Here is a 24,807-nt window from a genome sequence, read left to right on the forward strand (position 1 = left end):
TCGGCGACCTAGTCGCGGGTAGGAGGCGGCGCGAGCACTTCGCGCGAGCCGTTGGTGTTCATAGAGGTCACGACGCCCGCCATTTCCATGGATTCGATCATCCGTGCGGCGCGGTTGTAGCCGATCTTGAGCTTGCGCTGAACGGCAGAGATGGAAGCCCGGCGACTTTCAGTGACGAAGCGTACCGCCTCATCGTAAAGCGGATCGTCTTCACTGTCCTCACCGCCGCCACCCTCGCCTCCACCATCGAAGCCACTTCCCGAGTCTTCCACGCCGACCAGGATCTCTTCGATGTAATCCGGGGCACCGCGAGCCTTCCAGGCCTCGACAACACGATGTACCTCTTCATCGGAAACGAACGCGCCATGGACCCGAATTGGCAGACCGGTTCCCGGCGGCAAGTAAAGCATGTCACCGTGTCCGAGCAGTTGCTCGGCACCGCCCTGGTCGAGAATGGTCCGCGAGTCGATTTTGCTTGATACCTGAAACGCCATTCGAGTCGGAATGTTGGCCTTGATCAGGCCGGTGATCACATCCACCGACGGCCGCTGGGTCGCCAGGATTAGATGGATACCTGCCGCCCGTGCCTTTTGGGCAATACGTGCAATCAGCTCTTCGACCTTCTTGCCGACGATCATCATCATGTCGGCGAATTCGTCCACCACGACGACAATGGTTGGCAGCTTCTTCAGGAGTGGCGCTTCGTCTTCCATGCTTTCGCGGCGATACAGCGGGTCGGTCAGCGGCGTACCGGCATCCTCCGCGTCCTTCACCTTACGGTTGAAGCCGGCCAGGTTACGCACACCCATGGCCGCCATCAGCTTATAGCGCCGCTCCATTTCGGCGACGCTCCAGCGCAGTGCGTTGGCCGCTTCTTTCATATCCGTCACAACCGGGCACAAAAGGTGCGGGATGCCCTCATAGATCGACAGCTCGAGCATTTTCGGGTCGATCATGATCAGCCGTGCGTCTTCGGGGGTCGACTTGAACAGGATCGACAGGATCATCGCGTTCACGCCGACCGACTTACCCGAACCGGTGGTACCGGCAACCAGGAGGTGCGGCATCTTTGCCAGGTCAGCAATCACCGGCTTGCCGCCGATGTCGTGGCCAAGCGCAATGGTGACTGGCGACTTGGCATCGTCGTACGGCGCGGACGACAGCACCTCCGAGAACCGAACAATTTGTCGGTCCTCGTTGGGGATCTCGATACCAACGGTAGTCTTGCCGGGGATCACCTCAACGACGCGCACGCTGATAACCGCTAGCGAGCGGGCCAGATCCTTCGCCAGGTTGGAGATGCGGCTGACCTTGACCCCGGCGGCTGGCTGGATTTCGAAACGAGTGATCACCGGGCCCGGATGAACCGACTCGACGATGACCTCGACGCCAAACTCCTTCAGCTTGATTTCCAGCAACCGCGACATGGCTTCGAGCGACTCTGGTGAGTACTGCTTCTGCTGCTTTTCCGCCGCGTCCAGCAACGACAACGGTGGGACGCTGCCTTCGATTAGCGGATCAACGAACAAATTGGCCTGCTTTTCCTTCAGCACTCGCTTGCTCTGCTCGACCGGCTTGGGCGGTGCAGCTGCAGGAATTACTGGAGGCGGGCGCTTATCGCGCTCGCTCATGTGTTTGCTCAACGACTCCTCGCGCTCAAGCAGCCGTTCCTTGACCTTGGCGCGCTCTCGATGATCTGGGAGCGATCCGGCGACGTCGTTTACCACATCATCGGCTTCGCGCAGCTGCGCAACGACCTGCTTACGCTCGTTACGAGCGGACCACCAGCGGCTAAAGAAACTCTGTATCAGCTCTACCAGGTCGAGCGTAATCTTGCCGGTCAGGTCCATCACCTTGAACCATGAAAGGTCCGTAAACACCGTCAAACCGAACAGGAAGAATGCCAGCAGCAGCAGCGTGCTGCCCTGAACGTTCAGCGCGGCCTCGGCGAGCTGTCCCAGGCTTTCGCCCAAAGCGCCGCCCGCCGAAGCAGGCAAACCATCCGCAAACTGAAAGTGAATATAGGCGAGCGCAGATCCGGAAAGAATCAGAAAGACGAGCCCGATCAGCCTCCAGGAAAACAGCCACCCGTTCCAGCTCCAGGGTTGGTGCCGTGCGCGAAAGACCTGCCAGGTCTTGACGCCTAGCAACAACGGAAACAGGAAAGCAAAGTAGCCGAGCGCCATGAACAGCACATCGGCAAACCAGGCGCCGGCGCGGCCGGCGGCATTCTGGACCTGCTGAACGTTGCTGGTATGGGTCCAACCAGGATCGGAGGGATCGTAGGTAAGCAGCGCCATCCAGAGGTAGGCACAAAGCGCGCCGAGCGCGATCAGTGCCCCTTCTTTGAGGCGGTAATGCAACTGCTGTCGCCAGACGGAAGCTGGCGCGGTAGAGGAGGTATTCTTCAAAACGCTTTATTTCCTGCGCCCGCGGCGCGCTCTATGAACCGTAGTCAGCCTGAACCTGGACATTGTACGGGTTTGTCGATTCGATGGCATGCCGGTTCCGTGCCGGCTTGGGCTTTTGTCCGTGCTTCGGTGTAGCATAAACGCCAGTTTTTAAAACGTGACTCGACTGGAGCACGCTTCTCTATTGGTAACAAAGGCTTATGAGGGCTTTTTATGAATGAAGTCAAGCATTCACGTCTGATCATCCTCGGCTCGGGCCCGGCCGGTTATACCGCGGCCGTATACGCGGCCCGGGCCAACCTGAAACCGGTAATGATCACCGGCATTCAGCCCGGCGGCCAGCTGACCACCACCACTGAAGTCGACAACTGGCCGGGAGACGTCGAAGGTTTGACTGGCCCAGCGTTGATGGAGCGGATGCAGAAACACGCAGAGCGCTTCGACACCGAGGTCGTGTTCGACCATATCCACACAGCTGAACTGCAGCAGCGGCCCTTTATTCTCAAGGGCGATAGCGCAACGTACAGCTGCGATGCGTTGATCATCGCCACCGGAGCATCCGCCCAGTACCTCGGCTTACCCTCAGAGGAAGCGTTCGCCGGACGTGGCGTGTCGGCATGCGCCACCTGTGACGGGTTCTTCTACCGCAACCAGGTTGTGGCGGTGATCGGTGGCGGCAATACCGCTGTGGAAGAAGCGCTGTATCTCTCGAATATCGCCAAAGAAGTTCACTTGATCCACCGTCGCGACAAGCTTCGCTCCGAGAAGATTTTGCAGGACAAGATCATGGAGAAGGCAGCCAACGGCAATATTCGCCTGCATTGGAACCACACGCTGGAAGAAGTGCTTGGTGATGCGAGTGGCGTAACAGGCGTAAGACTGAAGAGCACCGAGTCCGGCGACGAGCGGAACCTTGAACTGGCAGGTGTCTTCATTGCTATCGGGCACAAGCCCAACACCGATCTTTTCCAAGGCCAACTTGAAATGAGAGACGGCTACCTCGTCATCAAGGGCGGCAACGAGGGAGATGCTACCAGCACCACCATCCCAGGCGTATTTGCTGCGGGCGATGTGGCCGATCACGTTTATCGCCAGGCCATCACTTCAGCCGGCGCCGGCTGCATGGCCGCGCTCGATGCCGAAAAGTTTCTGGACCTGTAACCCTTCTCAGGGCGGATGCTCCCATCCGCCCCGTGGCTATCGATATGCTGACCTGGCTGCAGCGCGACAACCTGTCGTTCCCCCCACTCGAAAAAGCCATGCGCGAGCCCAACGGGCTGCTCGCTGCAGGAGGCGACTTATCGCCTGAACGCTTGCTGGCGGCCTACCGTCATGGCTGCTTCCCTTGGTATCAGGAAGGACAGCCACTGCTGTGGTGGTCACCCGACCCACGCACAGTGCTCTATCCCGAAGAGCTGCATGTCGCCCGCAGCCTGCGCAAGAAGTTACGGCAAGGAACATTCAGCATCACCCTCGACCAAGCGTTTCGAGACGTCATCGAAGGTTGTGCCGGCCCGCGCAACTACACTGACGGCACATGGATCACCATGCCGATGCAAGACGCTTATCTGGAGCTGCATCGACTCGGCATCGCTCACTCAGTCGAAGTCTGGCAAGACGAACGGTTGGTCGGCGGCCTCTATGGCCTCGCAATGGGTCAACTATTCTTTGGCGAATCGATGTTCAGCCGTACGACCGACGCATCCAAGGCGGGATTTGTGGCACTAGTGGAACGTCTCAGAGACTGGGGATTCAAACTGATTGACTGCCAGATGCACACGCAACACCTGGCCAGTTTTGGCGCGAGACCCGTACCCAGGCAAACCTTCGCCAATACGCTCGCCAGCTATCTGGATGAACCCAGTACAGCCCGATGGGAGTCCTAGTCGACGAAGCCAAGCTGACCTACACTGACTTCAAGATTTTCGAGAGCTGACCATGACTTCACTGGCTCGTCTCAAGTTCTACGCCACCCAGCCTCACGCCTGCAGCTACCTGCCCGACGAACAGGCCACCACGCTCTTCCTCGACCCCAGCCAGCCGATGGACGTACAGGTGTACGCAGAGCTGTCCGAAATGGGCTTCCGCCGCAGCGGGGACCACCTCTACCGCCCGCATTGTCAACGTTGCACAGCATGCATCCCTGCGCGGATACCGGCCGACGGGTTACAGCTCAATCGGCAGCAGAAACGCATCCTCAAGCGCAACGCCGACCTGACTGTGAGCGACGTCCGCCCTTCGTTCAGCGAAGAGTACTACGCGCTCTACGCAAACTATATCGAACAGCGCCATGCAGACGGCGACATGTACCCGCCAAGCAGAGACCAGTTCCATACATTCCTAGTGCGTGATCTGCCCTTTTCTCGCTTTTACGAGTTCCGCCTGGAAGGCCGCCTGCTCGCTCTGGCAGTGACCGACCTGCTGCCCAATGGGCTTTCCGCCGTTTACACCTTTTACGACCCCAGCGAGGAACGCCGTAGCCTTGGTCGCTTTGCAATTCTTTGGCAGGTTGGTGAAGCTGCCCGCCTCGGGCTGAAAGCAATCTACCTAGGCTACTGGATCAAAAACTGCCGCAAAATGAACTACAAAACCGAATATAGGCCGATTGAACTGTTGGTTAACCAGCGCTGGATAACTCTAACCTGAGCCCTTGGCTCTCGGGGCCCTTTCAGGCACAATACTTGCCGCTTTTACCCGGGCATTCTTCGTACCGGGTCTATCATTGGACACCGAGGGTTTTACTGAATGTCGAAAGAAGACAGCTTCGAAATGGAAGGTACTGTCGTCGACACCCTGCCTAACACCATGTTTCGTGTGGAGTTGGAAAATGGGCACGTCGTTACTGCGCACATCTCCGGAAAGATGCGCAAGAACTACATCCGGATTCTTACCGGTGACAAGGTTCGCGTGGAACTTACGCCTTACGACCTGAGCAAAGGCCGCATCACCTACCGCGCCCGCTGACAGGACGCGAGCATGAACGCCCGGCATAGTCCGGGCTTTTTGTTTGTGCTCATGCCACGACCTCGATCATCTCAAGCGACAGAATGCAAAGCGCTGGGTAGCCCCAGCTTTGCGCTTCGCCACCTTGATCAGACAAAAACGCCCGGCTATGCCGGGCGTTTTTTTTGCTTCCATTACCTCAATGCGTTAAGCCAACTCGGCAGACGTCTCAAAGTCAAAGTTGGGCTCGCCATCACGAATATCGATGTGCACGACACCGCCGTGTTCGGCCAGTTCACCGAACAGGATCTCCTCAGCCAGTGGCCGCTTGATCTTGTCCTGAATCAGCCGAGCCATTGGTCGCGCCCCCATTTGCACGTCGTAGCCGTGCTCAGCCAGCCAGCCGCGTGCCGCATCGGACACTTCGAGCGTGACATGCTTGTCCTCGAGCTGCGTCTGTAGCTCGATGAGGAATTTGTCAACAATGCTCTTGATGACCTCATGGCTAAGACGACCGAACTGGATGATGGTATCCAGACGGTTGCGGAACTCAGGCGTGAAGCTCTTCTTGATTACTTCCATGGCGTCGGAAGCGTGATCCTGATGTGTAAAGCCAATGGACGCTCGTGCAGCAGTCTCCGCACCCGCATTAGTGGTCATGATCACGATCACGTTACGGAAATCAGCTTTACGGCCGTTGTTATCCGTCAACGTGCCATGGTCCATGACCTGAAGCAGCAGGTTGAAAACCTCCGGATGCGCTTTCTCGATCTCATCAAGCAGCAATACGCAATGCGGCTGTTTGGTGATGGCCTCTGTCAGCAACCCACCCTGGTCGAAACCGACATAGCCAGGTGGCGCGCCGATGAGTCGAGATACGGTATGCCGCTCCATGTACTCGGACATATCGAAGCGTACTAACTCGATCCCGAGAGCCCGCGCCAACTGGCGGGCAGCTTCTGTTTTACCCACACCGGTGGGACCAGCGAAGAGAAACGAACCTACTGGCTTGTCTGGAGCTTTGAGCCCTGCCCGTGACAGCTTGATTGCCGTCGCCAGAGAGTCGATTGCGTCATCCTGACCAAACACCGTCAGCTTCAAGTCGCGCTCCAGGTTTCGCAGCAGCTCCTTGTCTGATGTACTTACATGCTTGGGGGGAATGCGAGCGATCTTCGCTACGATATCCTCGACCTGCTCGACTTCGATTCGAGCGACGCGCTTGTCCTCGGGCTGAAGCCGCTGATAAGCGCCCGCTTCATCGATGACATCGATGGCCTTGTCAGGCATATGACGATCATTGATGTAGCGGGACGCAAGCTCTGCCGCAGCGCGGAGAGACTCATCGCTGTATTCGATGTTGTGGTGCTGCTCGAATCGACCCTTCAACCCACGCAAGATGCCAATGGTGTCTTCAACCGATGGCTCGGACACATCGACCTTCTGGAAGCGCCGCGCCAGTGCACGGTCCTTCTCGAAGATGCCGCGAAATTCCTGGAAGGTAGTCGAGCCAATGCATCTGATCTCGCCAGAAGACAGCAACGGCTTGAGAAGATTGGACGCGTCCATTACCCCGCCAGAGGCCGCGCCTGCACCGATAATGGTGTGAATTTCGTCTATGAACAGGACAGCTTGCGGACGCTTGCGAAGCTCGTTCAACAGCGCCTTGAAGCGCTTCTCGAAATCCCCGCGATATTTTGTACCAGCGAGCAAAGCCCCCAGATCAAGCGAATAAACGACACTGTTGGCGAGCAGCTCGGGCACCTGGTTATCTACGATACGCTTGGCCAGGCCCTCGGCAATCGCCGTCTTACCCACACCGGCCTCACCAACGAGCAACGGATTGTTCTTGCGACGGCGAGCCAAAATCTGCGCGACCCGCTCGACCTCATGTTCACGCCCAACCAATGGGTCGATACGGCCTTGACGCGCCAGATCATTCAAATTGCTTGCATAGGCATCGAGTGGATTCCCGGCTGCGGACGAATCGCCGCCCTCCTCGTCTTGCATTTCCCCGTCGCTTTCAGGATTGCCGTTGTTACCGGGCACCTTGGAAATGCCATGGGCAATGTAATTGACGACGTCGATGCGGGCGACATTCTGCTGCTTGAGCAAAAACACCGCCTGGCTTTCCTGCTCACTGAAAATCGCAACCAGCACATTAGCGCCAGTGACCTCACGCTTGCCGGAGCTTTGAACGTGGAACACCGCCCGTTGCAACACTCGCTGGAAGCCTAGGGTCGGCTGGGTTTCGCGCTCGTCATCGTGCTGCGGAATCAGAGGCGTAGTGGAGTCGATGAACTCCTGTAGGTCATGACGCAGTTTATCGAGGCTGGCTCCGCAGGCGCGCAACACCGTTGCGGCCGCTTCATTGTCCAGCAGGGCTAGCAGAAGGTGCTCAACCGTCATGAACTCATGACGCTTGGTACGTGCCTCCTTGAAAGCCAGATTCAGAGTGACTTCGAGCTCACGGTTCAACATAGCTTTCACCTCTTACCCAGCAGTCGGGTTAACCGTCCTTCTCGATCTCACAAAGCAAAGGATGCTGGCATTCCCTTGCATATTGATTGACCTGCATTGCTTTGGTTTCAGCGACGTCGCGAGTGTAGACGCCACAAACGGCCCGCCCTTCGGTATGAACCGCCAGCATGATCTTGGTGGCTAGCTCCCGATTGTGATTGAAAATTCCTTCCAGCACCTCCACGACGAAATCCATCGGCGTGTAGTCATCATTAAACATGACAACTTTGAACATCGGTGGTGCCTTCAGCTGCGGCTTGGCTTCTTCGACCGCCAGGCCAGAGGAGTCGTCGTCCGATGGCTTCGGACGATCTTGATTGAATACTAGTCGAATCTCTGGAAATGCACGCATGCGTATAACAGTTCTAGATCGGGGCGCCGAGGCCGGGTAAATAGAAGGGCTTCACAGCCACCTGACGAGTCGCCTTGACTATCGGCAAAACGATGATACAAACAGTATGTGCCACAACGGCAACGGGCTGCGCATGTGGGCCATGTGCTGCATCAGCGCGGAATGAAATGGATGTTACTCCAGTGATGGACTCCTTTGCAGAGGGATAACAGCATGCTAAGCGGTAAGGTCAAGTGGTTCAACAACGCTAAAGGCTATGGATTTATCGTAGCAGACGGCGGCGATGAGGACCTGTTCGCCCACTACTCTGCCATTCAAATGGAAGGGTACAGAACTCTGAAAGCTGGGCAAGCGGTCATGTTCGACATACTGCAAGGTCCCAAGGGCCTGCACGCAACCAACATTCGGTCGCTGCAGACCACTGCGGAGGCGGTTGCATCTGCCTCACAGGGCTCGACCGTAGACGCCTGATGCCAGGCAACAAAAAGGCCGATCATTGATCGGCCTTTTTGTGTTGCTCCCTCAAAACTACATGTGGGAGATCATGGCATCACCGAACTCCGAGCAGGACATCAGCTTGGCTCCGTCCATCAGACGCTCGAAATCGTATGTCACCGTCTTGGCAGCGATAGCGCTTTCGGTCGATTTGATGATCAGGTCGGCTGCTTCCACCCAACCCATGTGACGCAACATCATTTCCGCCGAAAGGATCAACGACCCTGGGTTGACCTTGTCCTGCCCCGCATACTTCGGCGCCGTGCCGTGCGTGGCCTCGAACATCGCAATTGTGTCCGAGAGATTCGCCCCCGGAGCAATACCGATGCCACCCACTTCAGCCGCTAGAGCATCTGACAGGTAGTCACCGTTCAGATTAAGTGTGGCGATCACATCGTACTCGGCAGGGCGCAGCAGAATCTGCTGAAGCATCGCGTCAGCAATGGCATCTTTGACGACAATGTTCTTGCCTGTATTAGGGTTTTTGAACTGCATCCATGGACCGCCGTCCAGCAACTCTGCACCGAACTCGTCGCGCGCCACCTCGTAGCCCCATTCTTTGAATGCGCCTTCGGTGAACTTCATGATGTTGCCCTTGTGGACAATGGTCACTGACCTGCGATCATTGTCGACTGCGTATTGCAGCGCCTTGCGCACCAGACGCTTCGTCCCTTCCAGAGAAACCGGCTTGATGCCTATGCCGCAATTTTCAGTGAAGCGGATCTTCTTGACACCCATCTCTTCAGTAAGAAACTTGATAACCTTTTCGCACTCAGGCGAGCCGGCCTTCCACTCTACCCCTGCGTAGATGTCTTCAGAATTCTCACGGAAGATAACCATATCGACGTCTGCGGGCTTCTTCACCGGGCTGGGTACGCCTGTGAACCAGCGTACGGGGCGCTGACAGACATAGAGATCAAGCTCTTGGCGTAGCGCAACGTTCAGCGAGCGAATGCCACCGCCGACCGGGGTGGTCAGAGGGCCCTTGATCGACACCACAAAATCGCGCACGACCTCCAGCGTCTCCTTGGGCAGCCAGGTATCCTGGTCATACACCTGCGTCGCCTTCTCGCCCGCATAGATTTCCATCCAAGCGATCTTGCGCTCACCGCCGTAAGCCTTCTCTACGGCAGCATCGACTACCTTGATCATCACTGGGCTGATGTCCACGCCAATACCGTCACCTTCTATATAAGGAATGATCGGATTGTTGGGTACGTTCAGGGTGTTATCGGTATTGACGGTGATTTTGTCACCGCTGGCAGGCACCTGGATCTTTTGGTATCCCATGCTGGACTCCGTTTCTGTGGTTAAACATTAAACAGTGGTCATCTTCGAAGAGTAACCCAGTTGAATCGGCCTAAACCATATGTTCGTTCGTCGTATGGCCAGGGCATTCTTTGACAACGGGCGGCAGTGATATACTGCTTAGGTGACTAACGAGTCATGAGAGGCAGCTAATCTCCGACGAGATCCTCGCCCCTGAACTGCCAGGCTGCCAACCGCAGCCGGTCGGTCAAATACTCAACACTCCAGTGGTGCTGCATCCAACATCATCGCGGCGAACCTCGAAACTGGCACGGCTAACGCAGCCAGGGCGCCTACCTGCGCAAATCGAAGTTCTGTGCACGCTCAGCAAGAGAGAGTCAACTCTACATGTCCACCCGCTCGAAGATTATCTATACCTTCACCGACGAAGCCCCGGCGCTGGCCACCTATTCGCTTCTGCCCATTGTAGAAGCCTTTGCCGCCTCCGCTGATATAGCCGTCGAAACACGTGACATCTCTCTCGCAGGGCGCATCCTTGCAAGCTTTTCCGATCAGCTGGGTGCCGACAAAGCGGTTGAAGATGACCTGGCCAAGCTTGCCGAGCTGACTAATCAGCCGGACGCCAACATCATTAAGCTCCCCAACATCAGCGCCTCCGTGCCTCAACTCAAGGCGGCCATCGCTGAACTGCAAGCATTGGGTTATGGCATTCCCAACTTTCCAGAAGACCCGCAGACGGAAGCCGACAAAGAAGTGCGTGCGCGTTACGGCAAGGTGCTCGGTAGCGCCGTTAACCCGGTTCTGCGCGAAGGCAACTCGGACCGACGCGCCCCCGCAGCGGTAAAAACCTTTGCTCGCAAGCATCCGCACTCGATGGGCAAGTGGAGCAAGGCGTCGCAGTCGCATGCGGACTACATGCGCGGCGGCGATTTCTTCTCCAGCGAACAGTCCATCACCATGGAAGCAGCCGGCGATGTGCGCATCGAGTTTGTCGGCAAGGATGGCAAGGTTGAAGTCAAGAAGCAGCTAGCCTTGCAGGAAGGCGAAGTGCTCGACGGCATGTTCATGAGCTGCAACAAGCTGCGTGAGTTTTTCGAGCAAACGCTGCAGGACTGCAAAGAAACCGGCGTTATGTGGTCCCTGCATGTCAAGGCGACCATGATGAAAATCTCGCACCCGATCGTCTTCGGCCACGCCGTTAGCGTTTACTACAAGGACGTCTTCGACAAGTACGGCGAGCTGTTCAAAGAACTAGGCGTCAATCCAAACAATGGCATCAGCAGCGTCTACGACAAGATCAAGTCGCTGCCCGACTCCCAGCAGGAAGAGATTCTTCACGACATCCACGCCTGCTACGCCGAGCGCCCTGAAATGGCGATGGTGGACTCTGTCAAAGGCATCACAAACCTGCACATTCCGAGCGATGTGATCGTTGATGCGTCCATGCCCGCCATGATCCGCAACTCGGGTCAGATGTGGGGCAAAGACGGAAAGCAGAAAGACACCAAGGCGGTGATGCCAGAGAGCACCTATGCCCGCATCTATCAGGAGATGATCAACTTCTGTAAGACCAACGGTGCTTTCGATCCGGTAACCATGGGCAGCGTACCGAACGTCGGCCTGATGGCGCAGAAGGCCGAAGAGTACGGCTCCCATGACAAGACCTTCGAAATGCAAGCTGACGGCACCATGCGCGTCGTGTTGGCCGATGGCACCGTGCTGATGCAGCACGAAGTGGAGAAAGGTGACATCTGGCGCGCGTGCCAAACCAAGGACGCACCGATTCGCGACTGGGTCAAGCTGGCCGTTACCCGCGCGCGCCAATCGGGCACGCCGGCCATCTTCTGGCTTGACCCAGAGCGCGCGCACGATCGTGAACTGCAGAAGAAGGTTGAAGCCTATCTGCAGGAGCATGACCTGAGCGACTTGGATATTCGCATCATGGGCTACAACGAAGCCATCCGCGTGAGCATGGAGCGCTTGATTCGTGGCCAGGACACCATTTCCGTGACCGGCAACGTGCTGCGCGATTACCTGACCGACCTGTTCCCGATCATGGAACTCGGCACCTCGGCAAAGATGCTGTCGATCGTTCCCCTGATGGCAGGCGGTGGCATGTACGAGACCGGCGCCGGTGGGTCCGCACCCAAGCATGTCCAGCAGTTGATCGAAGAAAACCACCTCCGCTGGGACTCGCTCGGTGAGTTCCTGGCGTTGGCCGTGTCGCTGGAAGAGACGGGCATCAAGACCGACAACGTCAAAGCCAAACTGCTGGGCAGAACGCTGGATGCTGCAACCGGCAAGCTGCTCGACAACAACAAGTCGCCCTCTCGTCGTACCGGTGAGCTGGACAACCGCGGCAGCCACTTCTACCTGGCGCTGTACTGGGCGCAGGAGCTAGCAGCACAAACCGAAGATACTCAACTGCAGGCCCGTTTCGCGCCCCTGGCGAAGCAGCTACAAGACAACGAGCAAGCCATTCTCGCTGAACTGGCCGAGGTTCAGGGCAAGCCCGTGGAGATCGGCGGCTATTACCGCTCCAATCCTGAGCTGACCAGCAAAGCGATGCGTCCTAGCGCAACGTTCAACGCCGCGCTAGCCGCCCTGGCTTGATCTTCGCTGGCGGTACTGCTGCATGAGACAAAGAAACCCCGGCGCTAGGCCGGGGTTTCTTTTTACAGTGCCCGCGAACGCTACCATCGAAATCTATAGACGAGCTGAGGCCGAACATGAGCTGGCATCCACACATAACCGTGGCGACGATTGTCGAGGTCGATGGCCGCTTCCTTATGGTCGAAGAATCAAAAGGCGGCCGTTTGGTACTGAATCAACCGGCGGGGCACCTTGAACCCCACGAAACATTACGCCAAGCCGCGGTGCGCGAAACCCTAGAGGAAACCGGCTGGGAGGTCGCGCTCGCGGGTGTAGTAGGTATCTACCTATACACTGCACCTAGCAACGGCGTGACCTACCAACGCGTCTGCTTTGCGGCCACTCCGGTTCGCCATGAGCCGCACCGCGAACTCGACAGCGGCATTGTCGCAGCGCTCTGGATGACTCGAGACGAACTGGCCGACCAACCGGAACGTTGGCGCAGCGAGCTGATCCTGCGCTGCATTGATGACTATCTGGCTGGCCCGCCACACGATCTCGCCGTGATACGAGACTGAGCGACCTTAACCGCTGGCTTGACCGGCCTGTTAGAATTGCACGCTTTGCAGTTAACCCTGAGTCTTTATGCCTGATTCACCGTTCGTTGCCCCTGAAAACCTGCGCGTCATTGTCGGCATGTCCGGCGGTGTCGACTCGTCAGTTTCCGCTCTGCTTCTCCTCGAACAGGGGTACCAGGTCGAAGGCCTGTTCATGAAGAACTGGGAGGAAGATGACGGAACCGAGTATTGCACTGCTCGGGAGGATCTAGCCGACGCCCAGGCCGTCTGCGACAGGATCGGCATTAAACTGCACACGGCAAACTTTGCCGCTGAGTACTGGGACAACGTGTTCGAGCACTTTCTCGCTGAGTACAAAGCAGGCAGGACGCCGAATCCCGACATCCTTTGCAACCGCGAGATCAAATTTAAGGCGTTCCTTGATTATGCCCTGGCGCTCGGCGCCGACCTGATCGCGACCGGACACTACGTACGGCGACGAGACATCGATGGGCGTAGCGAGCTGCTCAAAGGACTGGACTCGAACAAGGACCAAAGCTATTTCCTTCACGCTGTTGGCGGCGAGCAGCTGAGCAAAACCTTATTCCCGGTGGGGGAGCTGGAAAAGCCAGCGGTCCGGGCAGCTGCCGAAAAGCACGGGTTGGCGACGGCGAAAAAGAAAGACTCGACCGGAATTTGCTTCATCGGCGAGCGCCGTTTCAGCGATTTTCTCAAGCAATATCTGCCTGCTCAACCGGGCAACATCGAAACGATAGACGGCGAAACCATAGGTCGCCATCACGGCCTTATGTATCACACCATCGGCCAGCGGCAGGGTTTGGGTATCGGCGGCCTTAAGGACGCGAGCGACGAGCCTTGGTACGTGTTAAGCAAGGATCTGGAGCGCAACGTGCTTGTAGTAGGTCAAGGCAACGACCATCCCTGGCTGTTCTCGCGCGCCCTGCTCGCCTCAGAAATCTACTGGGTCAATCCGATCGAACTGACCGCCCCCCTGCGGCTCACGGCGAAGGTTCGCTATCGGCAGAGCGACCAGACCTGCACATTGGAACAGACCGCCAACGGCTATCGAGCGGTGTTCGACGAACCTCAACGCGCCGTAACGCCTGGCCAATCCGTGGTGTTCTACGATGGCGACGTTTGCCTCGGTGGTGGCGTGATCGAGACCGCAGAGCCCTGGTTCGCCGGAGCCCGCCCATGACGCCACGACAGGAACAACTAGTAGCTCTTGGGGCTGTATTCGAAGCTGCAGCACTGGTCGATCGAATAGCCCGAACCGGTCAAGTGCCGAACGCAGCCCTGGCGAACCTGTTGGGCAGCCTGTTGGTGCGAGAGGACAAACCGGCTTTGGAGATCTATGGCGGAGATGACTTGAATCTCCGCGAGGGCTATCGCGCCCTTGTCGGCGCACTGGAGCGAGACACCAGCAGCCTGCAACGCGAGCCGCTGCGCTATGCGCTGGCGATGATCGGCCTGGAACGACAGCTGGATAAACGCCGTGACCTGTTGCAGGTGATCGGAAGCCGCCTGGACCAGATACAGCAGCAGGCCGATCACTTTGGGCTGACCCACGAAAACGTAATCGCCTCTTTTGGCGGTTTGTACCAGGACACACTGAGCACCTTTCGCCAGCGCATTCAGGTCCAAGGCGACATGCGCCATCTTCAGCAGAACGACAACGCAGCAAAAATACGCGCACTTCTGCTGGCAGGGATTCGTTCAGCGCGGCTCTGGCGCCAGCTCGGCGGGCACCGTTGGCAGATGGTATTCAGCCGGCGCAAAATGCTCGACGCGCTATATCCCATGCTGAAATCTGAATAACCGCAACGCGGAGCGCAACGTGCTTACTGGCCACAGCGGCAATTAGCCGTCCGCTTCGTGTATAATCTTCGCCCTCTTTTCGTCGCTCGACTGTCCGAGAATGCCCTCTATGCAGCTTTCCTCGCTCACCGCGGTTTCCCCTGTCGATGGCCGCTACGCCGGCAAAACCAGCGCCCTGCGCCCCATTTTCAGCGAATTCGGCCTGATTCGCTGCCGCGTTCAGGTTGAGGTCCGCTGGCTGCAGCGCCTGGCTGCACATGCCGGAATTCCAGAGGTGGCGCCTTTCTCGGAAGTGGCTAACGCACTACTCAATCAGCTTGCCGAAGACTTCCAGCTGGAACATGCCGAGCGTGTTAAGGAATTCGAGCGAACCACCAACCACGACGTAAAAGCGGTGGAATACCTCCTCAAGGAGCAGGCCAAGCAGTTACCGGAGCTGGCCAAGGTCAATGAGTTCATCCATTTCGCATGTACCAGCGAGGACATCAACAACCTGTCCCATGCTCTGATGCTACGCCAGGGTCGAGATGAGGTTTTGCTGCCCCTAATGCGCCAGTTAGCGGACGCAATCCGCGCCTTGGCTGTTGCGCATGCAGACGTACCAATGCTCTCCCGTACCCATGGTCAGCCCGCTTCGCCCACCACCTTGGGCAAGGAACTGGCTAACGTGGTCTATCGCCTGGAGCGTCAGATTGCGCAGGTTGCGGCGGTACCGCTGCTCGGCAAGATCAATGGCGCCGTCGGCAACTACAATGCTCACCTGTCGGCTTATCCCGACGTTGACTGGGAAGCTAACGCGCGAGAATTCATCGAAGGTGACCTTGGACTCTTCTGGAACCCTTACACCACACAGATCGAGCCTCACGATTACATCGCCGAGCTGTTCGATGCCGTGGCTCGATTCAACACGATTCTTATAGATTTTGATCGCGACATCTGGGGCTATATTTCGCTGGGCTATTTCAAGCAGCGCACCGTTGCTGGCGAAATTGGCTCCTCGACCATGCCGCACAAGGTCAACCCGATCGATTTCGAGAACTCGGAAGGCAATCTCGGTATTGCCAACGCACTGCTGAGTCACTTGGCGAGCAAGCTGCCCATCTCTCGCTGGCAGCGTGACCTGACCGACTCCACAGTACTGCGCAATCTGGGAGTTGGCTTTGCCCATAGCATCATTGCGTACGAGGCCAGCCTCAAAGGCATCGGTAAACTGGAGCTCAACGAAGCGCGAATTGCCGAGGACCTCGACGCTTGCTGGGAAGTACTGGCCGAGCCGATCCAGACCGTCATGCGTCGGTATGCCATTGAGAATCCCTACGAGAAACTCAAGGAGTTGACCCGAGGCAAAGGCATCAGCCCGGAGGCGCTGCAGACTTTCATCGAAGGCCTGGATATGCCGGCCGAAGCCAAGCAGGCGCTGCGCAAACTGACCCCGGCCGCCTACATAGGCAACGCCGCCGATCAGGCCAAGCGGATCTGAGCGAACCCATTATTTGCACGCCCGGCTGTGCCGGGCGTTTTTATTTGCAGCTCTTAAACAGAGCAAGGTACCTGGCATGACTTCCGACACCCCTTTGCAAATCCTTGGCGGGATCAGCGCGCGCGAGTTTCTTCGTGATTATTGGCAGAAAAAACCTCTACTGGTCCGCCAGGCAATTCCCGGGTTCGAAAGCCCGGTTTCCCCAGACGAGTTGGCCGGTTTGTCTCTGGAGGAGGAAGTCGAGTCCCGCCTGGTCATCGAACATGGCGAAACTCCGTGGGAGCTGCGCCGCGGCCCCTTCAGCGAAGATAGTTACCAGAACCTGCCGGAGCGTGACTGGACGTTGCTCGTCCAGGCCGTCGACCAATTGGTGCCGGAAGTTGCCGAGCTTATCGAGCACTTTCGCTTCCTGCCCAATTGGCGGATCGATGACGTCATGGTCAGCTTTGCAGCGCCGGGGGGCGGTGTGGGTCCGCACTTCGACAATTACGATGTATTCCTCCTCCAAGCGCATGGCCAGCGTCGCTGGCGCGTAGGTCAGATGTGCGACAGCGAGAGCAAAATGCTCAAGCATGCCGACCTGCGCATACTCGCGGATTTTCAAGGCACCGACGAATGGGTGCTCGAGCCAGGCGACATGCTTTACCTGCCGCCAAGACTCGCTCATTTCGGTACCGCCGAGGATGCGTGCATGACCTACTCGCTAGGCTTCAGGGCTCCCAGCGCAGCGGAAGTCCTCACCCATTTCACTGACTTCCTGGCGCAGTTCCTGCCTGATGAGGAACGCTACAGCGATGCCGATATGCTTCCGATCGAAGACCCGCACCAGATCCAAAGCGACGCGCTGGATCGCCTGCGCGCGATGCTCACCGAGCATATGGGCGACGAGCGATTGCTGCTAACCTGGTTCGGCCAGTTCATGACCGAACCGCGCTATCCGGAGCGAGTGCAGGGTCCGGAAATCGACGAGCAGGCAATGCTCGCAGCATTGGATGATGGCGCCATACTCGTGCGAAACCTGAGTGCGCGCCTGGCCTGGAGTGAAGTGGACATCGGCTTGTTGCTGTTTGCCAGCGGTCAAAGTCGGTTGCTTCCAGGTCATCTGAAGGAGCTATTGAAAATGGTCTGTTCAGCCGATGCGCTCCATGCCGAAAATCTCGCTGGCTGGCTGAGCGACGAGGATGGGCGTAATCTCGTGCTGCAACTGGTCAAACAGGGAAGTCTGGAGTTTGCTGATGAGTGACATAGAAGTTCGCATCGCCGACTGGCAGCAGGATAACGCCGACCTACGCCGGATTAGGGAAACTGTGTTCATTGCTGAACAGTCCGTGCCCCCGGAACTGGAGTGGGACGCAGACGATGTCGAGGCCGTGCATTTCCTTGCCTTGGAAAGCGGCTATCCGATTGGTACCGCGCGACTGCTTAATGACGGGCATATCGGTCGCGTTTCGGTATTACGCGACTGGCGCGGAATGAACGTCGGCGGCGCACTGATGAAAGCGGTCATTGAAGAAGCCGAGCGGCGCGGCCTCAACGAACAGCGACTCACCGCCCAAGTGCATGCCACATCGTTCTATGAACGCCTTGGCTTCGAAGTAGTCAGCGAAGAGTTCCTCGAGGCCGGCCTTCCCCACGTCGATATGCTACGAAAGAGCCACTAGCATATGATGCATGACGACCCGGATCACTCTATCAGCGAAGACGCCCCGTCGATGATCGAGTTCCAATCACCGGGTCGCTTCCAGATTGATAACCCAGCGGCACAGCCTGCTCTCCAACAAGAATGGCAGGCCGCGCCGTTTACGCTAGGCGTCAGCACTACAGTTCAAGCTTTCAATGACATGGGCGAAGCTCGTAAGCATGCGCTTGCGCTGATCGAGCAGGTTACGCGCAGCCTGAGCATCTATACGCCGGACCTGGAACCTTGGCTGTACAACCACAGCTGCATTCAAAAGGCATGCTCGCAGTTTTTACGGGCCCATCCACGCAACCACTTGCGTATCTTGGTGGGCGACTCGTCTCGCGCAGTCAAAGAAGGCCACCGCCTGGTCACTCTGAGCCGCAGATTGACTAGCAACTTGCACATTCGCCGCACCCATCAGGATTATCAACTACAAACCACCGCGTTCCTCGTGGTCGATGCGTGCGGCATGCTGATTCGCCCGAATGCGGATCAATTCTCTGGGCATGCGTTATACCGAGACCCTGGTCGCGCTCGCCAACAACTAAGGCTATTCGACGCCGCCTGGGACCGTAGCCTTCCTGATCCCGATATGCGGAGCTTTTTGCTATGACTCGTCGTTTTTTCGCTGCTTGCCTGTTAGTCGTTAGCTCGGCACTTAGTGCTGCGACAGAGGTAATTCCGCTGGACTTCCGAATGGCGGAGGACGTGCTACCGATCGCCCAATCAGTTGTAGGGGATAAGGGCAAAGTCAACGCATATGGCAACCAGCTGATTGTAAACGCGCCGTCCGCTGTGATCACTGAGCTGCGCGATGTGCTGTCCAAGCTAGATACCGAACCTCGCCGGCTGCTTATAAGTGTCGATACCCAAAATTCGGCCGCAGGCAGCGAAAGTGGCTATCGGGTCGACGGCACAACCCGCATCGGTGACGTTGAAATCCAGAGTGGCGACGGCGAGAAGAGAGGCAGAGACCAGGCGCGCATCATTCGTCGCAGCACCAACAGCCAAGGCGGAGGTGTTCAACAGGTCCAAGCCACCGAGGGTTATCCTGCATTGATTCAGATAGGCCAAAGCGTACCAATCACCACCACGGGGGCCGATGGCTACGGGCAGATCTATCAACAAACTCAGTATCGGGATGTCACTCGCGGTTTCTACGCCACCGCTACGGTACAGGGGGACCGGGTGCAGGTTACGATCAGCAGCCATAACGACCGTATGAGCGCATCCCAGCCAGGCGCAATCAACGTCCAGCAAACCGATACTCGGGTCAGCGGGCGGCTCGGCGAATGGATTGAGCTCGGCGGCGTTGACGAATCTGCAAACTCCAGCGAGAACGGAATGCTACGCAGATATTCCACAGCCGGCAGTCAAGACCTTTCCCTACGACTGAAAGTAGATACGCTGAATTAAGAAAGTTCAGCAGACAAATAACGCTCGGTTAAGAAATGTAGTGCTTACCAAAGTTCACTACAAAAACATTTGACGAACCATTTTAGCCGGAGCATCATGGCCCCGCTCCCGCTAACCAGAGACTCTGAAAGGGTCTCCGGATCGCGCTCAGCCAACCAGCAGAGGCGTTCCGTGACTGTACTGCCCACAAGGCGGACTGACGAGGTTGCGACTGGAACGAGTCGTCCTGAGGGACGGGGAAGCGATTAACGCATCAGCTCGAGACATAAGTTCGCTGATCCACTCAACGGCCCCGCGCCGCTGTGTGTTGGAATGCCACGATCATTCCACAGCTAACCGAATCCTCTTGCGGTCGTAACTGCATACCCTCCTCCTCTTGGTTCAATCCTCGTCTCGGTCGATATTTCGACGCTCTGCCACGTGTTGCCCGCTTCATCAGCGCAAGCACGTAGGTTTCAGTGGGAAAAGTCGGTGCTCAACCAAACACGAATTTCTTTGAAGGATTGACCATGTCCGCTTATCAAAACGACATCAAGGCCGTTGCCGCTCTGAAAGAAGCAGCTGGAAGCAGCTGGAGCGCGATTAACCCCGAATCCGTAGCACGTATGCGTACACAGAACCGTTTCAAGACCGGTCTGGAAATCGCGCAGTACACTGCCGACATTATGCGCAAGGACATGGCTGAGTACGACGCCGATACGTCCGCCTACACCCAGTCGCTAGGCTGCTGGCATGGCTTCATCGGTCAGCAGAAACTGATCTCCATCAAGAAGCATCTGAAAACCACCAATAAGCGTTACCTCTACCTGTCGGGCTGGATGGTTGCCGCACTGCGCTCCGAGTTCGGCCCGCTGCCGGACCAGTCGATGCACGAGAAGACCGCAGTCTCCGACCTGATCGAAGAGCTGTACACCTTCCTGCGCCAGGCCGACAGCCGCGAGCTGGACCTGCTGTTCACCGCTTTGGACGCCGCTCGCGAAGCCGGCGACACTGCCAAGGCCGCCGAGATCCAGTCGCAGATCGACAACTACGAAACCCACATCGTCCCGATCATTGCCGACATTGACGCTGGTTTCGGTAACCCGGAAGCCACCTACCTGCTGGCCAAGCGCATGATCGAAGCCGGCGCATGCTGCATCCAGATCGAGAACCAGGTTTCCGATGAGAAGCAGTGCGGACACCAGGACGGCAAGGTAACCGTTCCTCATGCCGACTTCCTGGCCAAGATTGCCGCCGTCCGCTATGCATTTCTCGAGCTGGGCATCGACAACGGCGTCATCGTTGCGCGTACCGACTCTCTGGGCGCCGGTCTGACCAAGCAGATCGCAGTGACCAAAGAGCCGGGCGACCTGGGTGACCTGTACAACTCCTTCCTTGACTGCGAAGAGATCACCGAAGCCGACCTCGGCAACGGCGACGTTGTGATCAAGCGTGAAGGCAAACTGCTGCGTCCTAAGCGCCTGCCGAGTAACCTGTTCCAGTTCCGCAAAGGCACCGGCGAAGCGCGCTGCGTCCTCGACTGCATCACTTCGCTGCAGAACGGCGCGGACCTGCTTTGGATCGAGACTGAGAAGCCTCATGTTGGTCAGATCGCAGCCATGGTTGACGAGATCCGCAAAGAGATCCCGAATGCCAAGCTGGTCTACAACAACAGCCCGTCCTTCAACTGGACCCTCAACTTCCGCCAGCAGGTGTTCGATGCATTCGCTGCCGAAGGCAAAGATGTTTCCGCCTACGATCGCGCCAAGCTGATGAGCGTCGAGTACGACGAAACCGAACTGGCTCAAGTTGCCGACGAGAAGATCCGTACCTTCCAGAAGGATGGGTCCGCTCATGCTGGTATCTTCCACCACCTGATCACCTTGCCGACTTACCACACTGCCGCACTGTCGACCGACAACCTGGCAAAAGGGTACTTCGCTGATCAGGGCATGCTGGCCTACGTCAAAGGTGTACAGCGTGAAGAGCTGCGTCAGGGTATCGCCTGCGTCAAGCATCAGAACATGGCCGGCTCCGACATCGGCGACAACCACAAGGAGTACTTCGCTGGCGAAGCGGCTCTGAAGGCAAGCGGTAAAGACAACACCATGAACCAGTTCCACTAAGAGCTGAATATGGCCCAGGCACCGCCTGGGTCAATGGTGTAACAGATGTCTTGGCATCTGCATTAAAGCTGCCCCGATATGGAGCGGCTTTTTTGTTTGTGTACGACGCGCACACGAGACCTAGCTAACCGCCGCCCCCTCCTCTCGCATCGCCGCTGGTCACCCCCGCCCAGACAGGGCACTACCGACAAGCCGATCACAGGCGTTCTGCATTCATCGCGGCGCTCACAACTTGCACGACGGCGTGGAGATCTCTAGACGATCTCAGTAGGCATGCTCGCCGCCACTGCTTCCTTAGCTGTGATGTGATGCACACGACGGCGCTGACGGCGCTGCATCAACAAGCTGGCGAGCCAGCGTGAACGCTGTATCAGCCAGATGAAAGGTATATCTGATCTCGCATGCACAGCCCACCGATAGGTAGACCTTCAGGTCTACAAGGGACGTAGCTAAAGCAAAAAAAATCCGATGCCAGAATCTGGCATCGGATTTTTTGAAAAGCTTAGAAGGAGCCCAAGACTAAGCAGGGCACCTACCAGCTAGCGAAACAAGATACGAATTAACGAACCTGTGTTTCGACTTCAGCTTCTACACGACGGTTGATCTGACGACCTTCCTCAGTGCTGTTGTCAGCAACCGGGCGGGTTTCGCCGTAACCGACCGAATCGACACGCTGGCTCTCAACGCCGTACTGGTTGACCAGCACCTCGCGAACAGCCTGAGCACGACGCTCGGACAGACGCTGGTTATATTGATCGGTGCCCACCGAGTCGGTGTGACCTTCAACGGTGGTGTTGGTCTGAGGGTACTGCTGCATGAAATCAGCCAGGTTCTTGATGTCGTTGTAGCTCTCTTCGCGAACGCGGGCTTTGTCAAAATCAAACTTGACGTCCAGCTCGACGCGAACGAGTTCCGGCTCTGGCTCTGGCTCGTTGTCGACCATTGGCGCCGGTGCTGGCGCAGGGGTCGGCTCGACCTGTGCTACCTGCTGCTGAGCACCACCACCGAAGTTCAGACCGACACCTACGCCAGCCATCCACTCAGCTTCGTCCGCATCGATGTTGTACATGCCGTCAACACTTGCCTTGGCGAAGAAGTTTTCGGTGAAGTAATACTTCACGCCAGTACCGATGTTGGCGAAGGTGCTGTGATCACGACCGCCACGTGCAGCCTGACCAATGCTTTGGTGAGCGGCACCTGCGGATACGTAAGGACGCAAACCAACGCCCGGCTGGCCGAAGTGGTAAGTGGCGTCCAGAGAAGTCAGGCTACCCTTGATATCTTTGTGCCCGCCTGCGCCGACCGGGTCCTGGGACGTCAAGTCGTGGTATTCGCCGTACGACAGACCAAGCGAAACGTCATCAGTCAGGAAGTAGCTAGCGCCAGCTCCGTACAGTTCGCCGTCACGCTGAACATCGCGCGAGCTATCGGTGAAGTAATGCTTACCGAATGCTTCCACCTCTACGGCACCTTGGCCCTGGGCCAGCGCGCTAATAGAAGTGGCGGCAACCAAAGAACCAATTACAACGCCTAAGGTGTTTTTAAGCTTCATCCGTAAATCCCCATCTGGTGGTGAGTATCAGAACAATCTAAGGAAACCGGCTAACTGCAAGCCCAAGCTGTTCGCTAACAATAGGACAGCTTAATGCCGTTAAGTTTCAGCGATTCCCGAATATTTTTCGCGTAATTTATCTAGCGCCCGCTTGTAACGCATCTTTGTTGCGCTTAGTCCCATGTGCATGATGTCGGCAATTTCCTGGAACTCCAGTTCTGCCACAAAGCGCAGAACGAGAATCTCCCGATCGATCTGGTTCACATGGACCAGCCACTTGTCTAGCTCCGGCCTTTCTTCAACGTTCGGCGCCTTTTCCTCAGACGCCTCTTCCACAGGATCAAGGCTCAAAGCATCAAGTAAGCGGCGCTTGCGGCGCTCTTTCCGGTACTGAGTAATACACTCGTTGTATGTAATGCTATATAGCCATGTCTTGAACTTCGATTTACCTTCAAAGTTCTTTAAACCATATAAAACCTTGAGCATGACTTCCTGACAAACGTCATCAGCGTCTCGGTCGTTTCCTAAATAACGCGCGCATACGTTGAAGAGTGTACGCTGATAACGGCGCATCAGCTCTTCATAGGCCCTCGTTACATGAAACAGCTCCGCATGGGCGCGCTGCACCAGCTCCTCATCGGAGAGCTGGCGGGGGTCGTAGCTCATGGTCGGCGGATGGGTTTTAGTCAAGGCGCTTCGAACCGGCAATAATCGTGGCCGCCGTTCGCGGTAACCCGCAGAAGAGGCTGCGCACTTTAACAGAATACCGGGCCTAACGGCTGCCTACGCGCTGCTCTAGCAGCACTCTATTTGCAACCGAGATCAGCTCACCTTCATCGGTAAGCAGCAAGGTCTTTGCGGTTCCAATCTCTTCGATCGAACCCTCCAGTCCCTCGATGCGCACCCTTTGGCCAACCTCGTAAAGTTCACGAACGTAAATGCCGGCGAGAATCTGACTCACCAACTCTCGGCTACCGAGACCGAAAGCCAACGCAACCGCCAGCCCGACAGAGATCAGTGCAATTGCGATGACGTAATTAAGAAGCTCGGTCTTAACCTCCAGCTGGCCGATTGCGACGGAGATAATGATGATGATCACTAACCCCTGCGCGATTCGTCCAAGCCCGGCGGAATATTCAAGGCCAACGCTTTCAGCAGCGCCTCGCACCAAACCGTTGACCAGCTGCGCCAAGAGTATCCCAACCAACAGGATCAGCCCCGCCCCGAACACCTTGGGCACGTATAGCGCGAGCATATCGAGCGTCGCCGAAACGCGAGCGAGTCCCAGAGATTCCGCAGCCGACACCAGAAAGATCAGCAATACGAACCAATATACGATCTTGCCAATCAAGGCCGAGATCGGCATGCGAATACCGGCACGCCCAAGCAACTTGGTCGCCCCGGTACCGGCAACCAACCGGTCCAGACCCAGTTTTGCCAGGACCTTCGACAACAGAGTGTCCAGTAACTTGGCGACGACAAAACCAACAGCCACTAGCAAGAGCGCCCCGAACAAACGAGGAATGAAGGCAGCGATAGGTTGCCAAAGGGCGCTCATAGCACCCAGCAAGCTCTGGCTCCAGGGATCGAGTTCCATG

General features: G+C 57.1%; 22 protein-coding genes. 15 read left to right on the forward strand and 7 right to left on the reverse strand.

Translation table 11 applies throughout. The features are described from left to right. Nucleotides 1–8: 8 nt before the first annotated feature. On the reverse strand, nucleotides 9–2,363 hold the full coding sequence (locus tag C1896_13195; GenBank protein AZZ47667.1) for a cell division protein FtsK: 2,355 nt from the start codon (nucleotides 2,361–2,363) through the stop codon (nucleotides 9–11). A gap of 261 nt (nucleotides 2,364–2,624) precedes the next feature. Between C1896_13195 and trxB the strand changes: the two genes are divergently transcribed. From trxB to C1896_13215, 4 genes are all read left to right on the forward strand, one after another. Next, entirely contained in the window at nucleotides 2,625–3,572 is a 948-nt protein-coding gene (gene trxB / locus C1896_13200; GenBank protein ID AZZ45765.1) for a thioredoxin-disulfide reductase, read from the forward strand. A gap of 44 nt (nucleotides 3,573–3,616) precedes the next feature. Beyond that, on the forward strand, nucleotides 3,617–4,297 hold the full coding sequence (locus C1896_13205; protein ID AZZ45766.1) for a leucyl/phenylalanyl-tRNA--protein transferase: 681 nt from the start codon (nucleotides 3,617–3,619) through the stop codon (nucleotides 4,295–4,297). Nucleotides 4,298–4,349: 52 nt separating this feature from the next. After that, nucleotides 4,350–5,057 (forward strand): arginyltransferase, encoded by a 708-nt coding sequence (locus tag C1896_13210; GenBank protein AZZ45767.1) that lies wholly within the window; start codon nucleotides 4,350–4,352, stop codon nucleotides 5,055–5,057. 99 nt (nucleotides 5,058–5,156) lie between these two features. After that, nucleotides 5,157–5,375, forward strand: coding sequence for a translation initiation factor IF-1 (locus C1896_13215; protein ID AZZ45768.1), 219 nt, complete (start codon nucleotides 5,157–5,159; stop codon nucleotides 5,373–5,375). Nucleotides 5,376–5,561: 186 nt separating this feature from the next. Here C1896_13215 and clpA read toward each other — a convergent pair whose 3' ends face one another. After that, entirely contained in the window at nucleotides 5,562–7,832 is a 2,271-nt protein-coding gene (gene clpA / locus C1896_13220) for an ATP-dependent Clp protease ATP-binding subunit ClpA (GenBank protein ID AZZ45769.1), read from the reverse strand. Nucleotides 7,833–7,860: 28 nt separating this feature from the next. After that, on the reverse strand, nucleotides 7,861–8,223 hold the full coding sequence (locus C1896_13225) for an ATP-dependent Clp protease adapter ClpS (protein ID AZZ45770.1): 363 nt from the start codon (nucleotides 8,221–8,223) through the stop codon (nucleotides 7,861–7,863). A gap of 213 nt (nucleotides 8,224–8,436) precedes the next feature. Between C1896_13225 and cspD the strand changes: the two genes are divergently transcribed. After that, nucleotides 8,437–8,694, forward strand: a complete 258-nt coding sequence (gene cspD, locus C1896_13230) for a cold shock domain protein CspD (GenBank protein ID AZZ45771.1) — start codon at nucleotides 8,437–8,439, stop codon at nucleotides 8,692–8,694. A gap of 57 nt (nucleotides 8,695–8,751) precedes the next feature. Here cspD and C1896_13235 read toward each other — a convergent pair whose 3' ends face one another. Then, a complete protein-coding gene (locus tag C1896_13235) occupies nucleotides 8,752–10,008 on the reverse strand; it encodes an NADP-dependent isocitrate dehydrogenase (GenBank protein AZZ45772.1) in 1,257 nt (418 codons plus the stop codon). Between the two features lie 366 nt (nucleotides 10,009–10,374). On the opposite strand from C1896_13235, the gene C1896_13240 reads away from it, so the two are divergent. From C1896_13240 to C1896_13285, 10 genes are all read left to right on the forward strand, one after another. Continuing rightward, entirely contained in the window at nucleotides 10,375–12,600 is a 2,226-nt protein-coding gene (locus C1896_13240) for an NADP-dependent isocitrate dehydrogenase (protein ID AZZ45773.1), read from the forward strand. A 116-nt stretch (nucleotides 12,601–12,716) separates the two neighbouring features. Further along, complete coding sequence (locus C1896_13245) at nucleotides 12,717–13,157, forward strand: NUDIX hydrolase (GenBank protein AZZ45774.1); 441 nt, start codon at nucleotides 12,717–12,719, stop codon at nucleotides 13,155–13,157. A gap of 118 nt (nucleotides 13,158–13,275) precedes the next feature. Next, nucleotides 13,276–14,355: a tRNA 2-thiouridine(34) synthase MnmA gene (locus tag C1896_13250; GenBank protein AZZ47668.1), complete on the forward strand. Its 1,080-nt coding sequence runs from the start codon at nucleotides 13,276–13,278 to the stop codon at nucleotides 14,353–14,355. Continuing rightward, the gene (locus C1896_13255; protein AZZ45775.1) at nucleotides 14,352–14,975 is read left to right on the forward strand and encodes a lysogenization regulator HflD; all 624 of its coding nucleotides are present in this window, start codon (nucleotides 14,352–14,354) and stop codon (nucleotides 14,973–14,975) included. Before C1896_13250 ends, C1896_13255 begins: the two co-directional genes overlap by 4 nt. A 109-nt stretch (nucleotides 14,976–15,084) precedes the next feature. Then, entirely contained in the window at nucleotides 15,085–16,455 is a 1,371-nt protein-coding gene (locus tag C1896_13260; protein ID AZZ45776.1) for an adenylosuccinate lyase, read from the forward strand. A gap of 76 nt (nucleotides 16,456–16,531) precedes the next feature. Next, entirely contained in the window at nucleotides 16,532–17,698 is a 1,167-nt protein-coding gene (locus C1896_13265; protein ID AZZ45777.1) for a cupin, read from the forward strand. Then, nucleotides 17,691–18,116 (forward strand): GNAT family N-acetyltransferase, encoded by a 426-nt coding sequence (locus C1896_13270; GenBank protein ID AZZ45778.1) that lies wholly within the window; start codon nucleotides 17,691–17,693, stop codon nucleotides 18,114–18,116. Before C1896_13265 ends, C1896_13270 begins: the two co-directional genes overlap by 8 nt. Nucleotides 18,117–18,122: 6 nt before the next feature. Further along, the gene (locus C1896_13275; GenBank protein AZZ47669.1) at nucleotides 18,123–18,749 is read left to right on the forward strand and encodes a histone acetyltransferase HPA2; all 627 of its coding nucleotides are present in this window, start codon (nucleotides 18,123–18,125) and stop codon (nucleotides 18,747–18,749) included. Further along, a complete protein-coding gene (locus tag C1896_13280) occupies nucleotides 18,746–19,552 on the forward strand; it encodes a secretin (GenBank protein ID AZZ45779.1) in 807 nt (268 codons plus the stop codon). Before C1896_13275 ends, C1896_13280 begins: the two co-directional genes overlap by 4 nt. Before the next feature lie 509 nt (nucleotides 19,553–20,061). Next, nucleotides 20,062–21,657 carry an isocitrate lyase gene (locus C1896_13285; protein AZZ45780.1) on the forward strand — a complete coding sequence of 532 codons (1,596 nt, stop codon included), beginning with the start codon at nucleotides 20,062–20,064 and terminating at the stop codon, nucleotides 21,655–21,657. 559 nt (nucleotides 21,658–22,216) lie between these two features. Here C1896_13285 and C1896_13290 read toward each other — a convergent pair. The 3 genes from C1896_13290 to C1896_13300 form a co-directional block, all read right to left on the reverse strand. Then, nucleotides 22,217–23,209, reverse strand: coding sequence for a porin (locus C1896_13290; protein AZZ45781.1), 993 nt, complete (start codon nucleotides 23,207–23,209; stop codon nucleotides 22,217–22,219). Nucleotides 23,210–23,308: 99 nt separating this feature from the next. After that, entirely contained in the window at nucleotides 23,309–23,875 is a 567-nt protein-coding gene (locus tag C1896_13295) for an RNA polymerase subunit sigma (GenBank protein ID AZZ45782.1), read from the reverse strand. A gap of 106 nt (nucleotides 23,876–23,981) precedes the next feature. Further along, nucleotides 23,982–24,806: a transporter gene (locus C1896_13300; GenBank protein AZZ45783.1), complete on the reverse strand. Its 825-nt coding sequence runs from the start codon at nucleotides 24,804–24,806 to the stop codon at nucleotides 23,982–23,984. Nucleotide 24,807 lies beyond the last annotated feature (1 nt).

Source organism: Pseudomonadaceae bacterium SI-3, assembly GCA_004010935.1.
Lineage (GTDB): Bacteria > Pseudomonadota > Gammaproteobacteria > Pseudomonadales > Pseudomonadaceae > Stutzerimonas.

Coding starts and splice junctions, on each gene's coding strand:
- trxB (AZZ45765.1), top strand. CDS start 2,625: ATGAATGAAGTCAAGCATTCACGTCTGATCATCCTCGGCTCGGGCCCG.
- C1896_13205 (AZZ45766.1), top strand. CDS start 3,617: ATGCTGACCTGGCTGCAGCGCGACAACCTGTCGTTCCCCCCACTCGAA.
- C1896_13210 (AZZ45767.1), top strand. CDS start 4,350: ATGACTTCACTGGCTCGTCTCAAGTTCTACGCCACCCAGCCTCACGCC.
- C1896_13215 (AZZ45768.1), top strand. CDS start 5,157: ATGTCGAAAGAAGACAGCTTCGAAATGGAAGGTACTGTCGTCGACACC.
- clpA (AZZ45769.1), bottom strand. CDS start 7,832: ATGTTGAACCGTGAGCTCGAAGTCACTCTGAATCTGGCTTTCAAGGAG.
- C1896_13225 (AZZ45770.1), bottom strand. CDS start 8,223: ATGCGTGCATTTCCAGAGATTCGACTAGTATTCAATCAAGATCGTCCG.
- cspD (AZZ45771.1), top strand. CDS start 8,437: ATGCTAAGCGGTAAGGTCAAGTGGTTCAACAACGCTAAAGGCTATGGA.
- C1896_13235 (AZZ45772.1), bottom strand. CDS start 10,008: ATGGGATACCAAAAGATCCAGGTGCCTGCCAGCGGTGACAAAATCACC.
- C1896_13240 (AZZ45773.1), top strand. CDS start 10,375: ATGTCCACCCGCTCGAAGATTATCTATACCTTCACCGACGAAGCCCCG.
- C1896_13245 (AZZ45774.1), top strand. CDS start 12,717: ATGAGCTGGCATCCACACATAACCGTGGCGACGATTGTCGAGGTCGAT.
- C1896_13250 (AZZ47668.1), top strand. CDS start 13,276: ATGTCCGGCGGTGTCGACTCGTCAGTTTCCGCTCTGCTTCTCCTCGAA.
- C1896_13255 (AZZ45775.1), top strand. CDS start 14,352: ATGACGCCACGACAGGAACAACTAGTAGCTCTTGGGGCTGTATTCGAA.
- C1896_13260 (AZZ45776.1), top strand. CDS start 15,085: ATGCAGCTTTCCTCGCTCACCGCGGTTTCCCCTGTCGATGGCCGCTAC.
- C1896_13265 (AZZ45777.1), top strand. CDS start 16,532: ATGACTTCCGACACCCCTTTGCAAATCCTTGGCGGGATCAGCGCGCGC.
- C1896_13270 (AZZ45778.1), top strand. CDS start 17,691: ATGAGTGACATAGAAGTTCGCATCGCCGACTGGCAGCAGGATAACGCC.
- C1896_13275 (AZZ47669.1), top strand. CDS start 18,123: ATGCATGACGACCCGGATCACTCTATCAGCGAAGACGCCCCGTCGATG.
- C1896_13280 (AZZ45779.1), top strand. CDS start 18,746: ATGACTCGTCGTTTTTTCGCTGCTTGCCTGTTAGTCGTTAGCTCGGCA.
- C1896_13285 (AZZ45780.1), top strand. CDS start 20,062: ATGTCCGCTTATCAAAACGACATCAAGGCCGTTGCCGCTCTGAAAGAA.
- C1896_13290 (AZZ45781.1), bottom strand. CDS start 23,209: ATGAAGCTTAAAAACACCTTAGGCGTTGTAATTGGTTCTTTGGTTGCC.
- C1896_13295 (AZZ45782.1), bottom strand. CDS start 23,875: ATGAGCTACGACCCCCGCCAGCTCTCCGATGAGGAGCTGGTGCAGCGC.
- C1896_13300 (AZZ45783.1), bottom strand. CDS start 24,806: ATGGAACTCGATCCCTGGAGCCAGAGCTTGCTGGGTGCTATGAGCGCC.